We start from the raw sequence: 4,866 nt of genomic DNA on the forward strand, positions 1-4,866 counted from the left end.
AGCAATCACGCTAAATAACTGTGTATATGAGCCGTATACGAGGCCCGTATGTACGGTTCTGTGAGAGGGATGAGGCGGTGACGCCTCACCCTACTCGATATTTAATGACCTTATGGCTCTCTAAATTATCGAGTTTTGTTTCTCAAGCAAACCCATTCATTATTTAGCCTCTAACGTTAACTCCACACCGCTAAATTCGGTATGTAGGTCGTGCTGAGTATTTAGCAAAAATAGGCGATTCGCTTCAACTTCAGCTTCATTTGCTAAATAACCTTTCACTGCTTTACTGCGCGCGTCAGCCAGAAGGATTAAGTCACTTTCAGGGATATCAATGTTGTTACGTAGTTTGTTGTATCGGGCAATGCTTAATGCTCGGTTTACACTTTCTTCGTTAATGACTTCCTTATTGTTATCAGCACTCTTTTGGCTCTGTTCATTGTCTGAATTTGTGAGTTCAGGGTAAAGCTGTGCCACCATGTTTTCATATTCTTGATTAAGATCAGGTGTAAATACCTCAACATAGTAGGATAAAAGCGCATCGGCTAAAGGGCCTTCCAGTGGGATACTACTGCCACTTATTGAATCGCGCTGTACGCTGCCAAGGGTGTTGGAACTTTCATTTTCACCGCCAGCAAGAGAATTTTCGTTAGTACTAGCGTTGCCGGAAGTAGCAGATGCATCAGCATAGCCGCTTCTTGTTAAAAGTGTAGTGTTCAACTGACGTTGCGCTAGGGCACTTGCATCAGACATGGCGTTGACAGTACCTTCGATATTAACCCTAAGTCCTGGACGTTTTTTAAGGGCTTTGGCAAGGGTATTCAGTTTTTCTTGAGCGTCCGCATTTAGCGAATGCTCTCCAAACCCGAACTCAACATTGTCGAGTTCGTCGTCACTGCCAACCAGGTTCGCAAGTAGCGAAAAGGGTGCAGTAACAGCTTTTGTAATAATATTGCCAATAGCATTGAGGATAATGGAGCCGAAACTGAAGTCCGGACTATCGATATCGCCAGACACATCCAAACCCAAATCGATAACGCCGTTTCTGTCTTCTAATAACGCAATAGCAAGGCCGAGCGGTAGGCTTAATGCCTGATCAGAGTTCGACTTCTTGCCCAACGTTAATTGGTCAATAACAACATGATTTTTACCTTCCAGTGCCTTACCGTTTAGTTTGTATTGCACAGCCAAAGACAGCAAGCCTTTGTCAATGTAATAGCCCATGTAGGTGCCTGAGTAGGGGTTAACTGAAGTGAGTTCAGCGCCTTTGACTGAAAAATCTAAATCAAGGTCTATATCATCTTTTAATGGGTGAATAGTGCCTGCTAGTTTGACCGGAGCATAGTTGTCTATCTTTCCGGTGATATCAACATTGGCAGGGGAAGTTGAGCGAGAGTCAATTCCCAATACTTTGCCATTTAAACTTTCTATAGCAGATGCAAATTTTGGCGTTAATGAATGGTCAGCAAAGTACGCTTTGCCGTTTTCTATTGATATGGTGTTAACGGCAATGGCCAATTCGTTGGCTTGTGAAGGCTCAGCTGTAGTGTCCGCAGGCACGTTTGCGTTTGATGCTTTCGACGTGGTTGCGCTGCCAGTTTCGCTGGAACTTTCACTGTTAGCGGACTTGTCTGATGAGGCGATAATCAGCTTACTCACATTGGTCTGTTTAGCTTCATCAATAATAAGTCGTGCAAATGGCGCTTGAAGGTGAATATTGTATACGCTTAGCTGGTTCGACGCGTGATCAAACTCAATGTTGTCTACATTTAAAGACTGCCATTGTAGTAGGGGAGAACTTGCGTCATCCAGTACGCTTAAAGTATTAATGCTAGTACTCGCCTTAACGTTTAGTGAGTCGATATTTTCTTTATCAGCGGCGTTCTTAAATGCCCCATCAAACTCAACGTTTAAATTAAATAGCCCATCTTCAAGGGTCACATTTGCGTGGGGGGAAACGTACTGCTGGAACTGACTTAGCACCAGTTGCTCAATCGCTGCTTTACCCTGCACAGTTTGTTCTGCAATAACTACGCTGCCGCTACTGCTTAGTGCACCTTTGGATGTGTCGCTAAACGTCTGTGGGTCGGCAGAGACATGTAAACTGGTGGTGTAGGAAATAGGTTTAGAGAAGTCAGTAGTGACTTTTCCGCTTTTAATATTGAGGTTGCTGATGCGGTAGTAAGTACCGTCACTTACGCTACGCTCTAAAAGGTCAATGCTACCGTCATTAAATGCAAATTGGTGAAGCTCAACATACCACGAAGTGTCATGTGCTAGTTCTTCTGTGCTGTCGGTTGCTACGTTAGAAACATCCTCATTTTCTGTTTCACTATTTCCCTTTTGCGCTGTGCTATTACTTGTACGCGCTGTGCTATTACTTGTATGCGCTGTGCTATTACCTATATGCGCTGCGCTATTTCCTTCTTGCGCTGCGCGGGGGTTAGCGTTAGCTGATGTAGCATCTGCCGCTAGGCTTTTTGGGGTAAACAGACGCTGTAAATCAAGCCCTGACTTGTCAAATAGGCCCGACACTCGAACGTTGTCAAAAGCAACTTCAGCAATGCTAACTTGCTGTTCTAATGCGTTTACGTTTATATCGTGTATGGCAAACGCGGGTATGGCAATGATCTCTTGCGAACTCTTGGCGGTGCCTGCTGTGGCAGGCGAAGAACCAGCGTTAAACACAAGGTTGTTAACAGCAAATTCGCCACGCTCTAGAATAAACTGGAAGGCTGTATCTTGTTCAAAAACTTCAGCATGTAAGCTTAAGTTAACCTTGCCGTCTACTAAATCTGCTTCTATCAAATCTTTCGAAAGTGACCAAAGCGGCGTAAGCGCTACATCGTTTATCGTGATGTCTGTCGTAACTTTTAGTGGAGATAATTGAAACTCGCCATCAATGGCGATGTTACCTTTCTCTGCGGTGAGCAAGTTAAATTGATATTGGTTAAACGCTAACTTACCTTTTGATTGAGCACTCTCACTTTTATCGCTTTTAGGGTTAGCGTTTTTGTTGCCAACACTGCTTGAACTGATCAAAGCGTGAGTATCCAAATCTTGCAAGTCAACGCTCAATTCTGGGTAATCAAGTAGGGTGTTGGTCACCTTGTCTTCAATAACCACTCGCCCTTCGTTAAGTGCAAAATCACGTAACGTAATTCGGGGAATTTGCCCTTCGCTAGTGTCATTAGGCTCTTCAGGTGCTTTTGTACTGCGTTTCTCTACGTGGGTAAGAATGTCAGAGAAGTTGAAGATTTGTGTGTCTTCACTTTCGCTTAAACGTGCAATGGAAACAAAAGGTTCGTCTATGGTTAGCGATTCAACGGCAGGAGTGAAGGTGAAAAGTGATTGCCAGAATCCAACGTCCAGTGAAACATTGCCTACGCTAAAGAAGTGATTTTCTTGGTTCTGGATTACGGCGTTATCTTCGCTTTCATTTGAAGAGTGTATATTTGGATAGATAACAAAATTAGTCACTTCTATTTTTAGCAAGAAAGGGTTGATTGCAATATCTTCAACAGCAGCATCTCTTCCAATGTTTTCTTTTACTATGTTGGGTAACTTTGCCTTTAACACCGCAGGCGTAACTACGCCGATAAGAAGCGCGTAAGTAAGGTAGATGAGAACAAGATAAGTGGATAGTCGAAACCATTTGGGCTTCGTAGAAAACCGAGACATTGCATTTTGCATAGGCGATTAGGCTGTGTATTTGAATGTAAAAAGATAAACAGGAGTTGCTATTTCACCAAGCTAAAAGCCCCTGCAAAAAAGTTAAAGCGTATTAATTTGGATTGTAGAAGAGAATTAATACGCCTTAGACAGGTTACAGAGCGGTTAGCAAATTATCTAGGCCAGATTTAAACAACGCCTGTGTTTCTTCATCTGCATTTACATTTAAATACGAGCTGATTTGAGTGACAAAGCTGGCAATCATATCGGTTGAAAGGCCTAGCGCTTCAAATTGTTGCTTTAAGTCGTTTACCGATTTAAGTGTAGAGCTGTACTCAGAGGCCTTATTGAGTAAGCCTGATAGTGAAGAGCTTGAGCTTGCTGCTGAGTTACCACTAAGAGAGGGAACATCTTCAAGCAGGCTATCAATACCTGGAATGCTGCTTGCCAACTGGGCGTAATCAGCGCCTGAAAGGTTGCCTTGTACATAGTTCATAATTGATGCTATGCCACCTTCTGATTGGTTTTCAGACACGTTAAGGTTACCTGCAACTGAACTCACTAAGCTAGCCAAGTCGATATTAGATGCTGCGCTGGTTGCCATTTCAGTTAGGCTACTGGAAGTTACTGTCGATTCCGCTTTCTTACCGCCTAACAGACCTTTAAGCTGATCAATATTGGCATTAGCACAAGTAGTAAAAAAAGTAAGGGCAAGCACTGTAGGTGCTAAAACGATACGATTCATTATAGATTTCCTTTTTGTACACCAGCAGCGAAAGCCCATCTGGAGTAACATGATTGAAAATAACCGTAGCAATTGCGCTATCGACTATTTGAACCTTCCATAAATTAGAAGTTTTCAGGTGTGTGAATACTCACATTCTAACGTAGTGAGGTCGTAAATTCTCTATAGAAATTGTAAAGGCACTTTACATTTTATAAGAGACTTGGGTGATCGAGTGGAAGTGTGCAGCAGGCAGGAACTAAGTCAATTAGACAAAACACTAAAAGGAGCGATACGCTCCTTTTAGTATTCTGACAATTTTGGGGCTTACTTGCTCTGTTTGGGTGGAACGATTATACGCTCTACATCAGGGGAATGACGTGGTCAAGCAAATTCACACAACCCAGTTAAGCAGCTTTTCCTAAGTTAGCCATGTCAGCTTCATATTGGTTTGGACTTTTGTAATCCAGGTA

2 protein-coding genes are annotated in these 4,866 nt (G+C 42.9%); both read right to left on the minus strand.

Going from position 1 to position 4,866, the window contains the following annotated elements:
- Positions 1 to 159: 159 nt before the first annotated feature.
- Positions 160 to 3,678: a DUF748 domain-containing protein gene (locus MHM99_RS20725; protein ID WP_239220440.1), complete on the minus strand. Its 3,519-nt coding sequence runs from the start codon at positions 3,676 to 3,678 to the stop codon at positions 160 to 162.
- Positions 3,679 to 3,823: 145 nt separating this feature from the next.
- Positions 3,824 to 4,414 carry a DUF2780 domain-containing protein gene (locus MHM99_RS20730; RefSeq protein WP_014950298.1) on the minus strand — a complete coding sequence of 197 codons (591 nt, stop codon included), beginning with the start codon at positions 4,412 to 4,414 and terminating at the stop codon, positions 3,824 to 3,826.
- Positions 4,415 to 4,866: the final 452 nt, after the last annotated feature.

It is taken from the genome of Alteromonas sp. MmMcT2-2, assembly GCF_022348305.1.
GTDB lineage: Bacteria > Pseudomonadota > Gammaproteobacteria > Enterobacterales > Alteromonadaceae > Alteromonas > Alteromonas macleodii.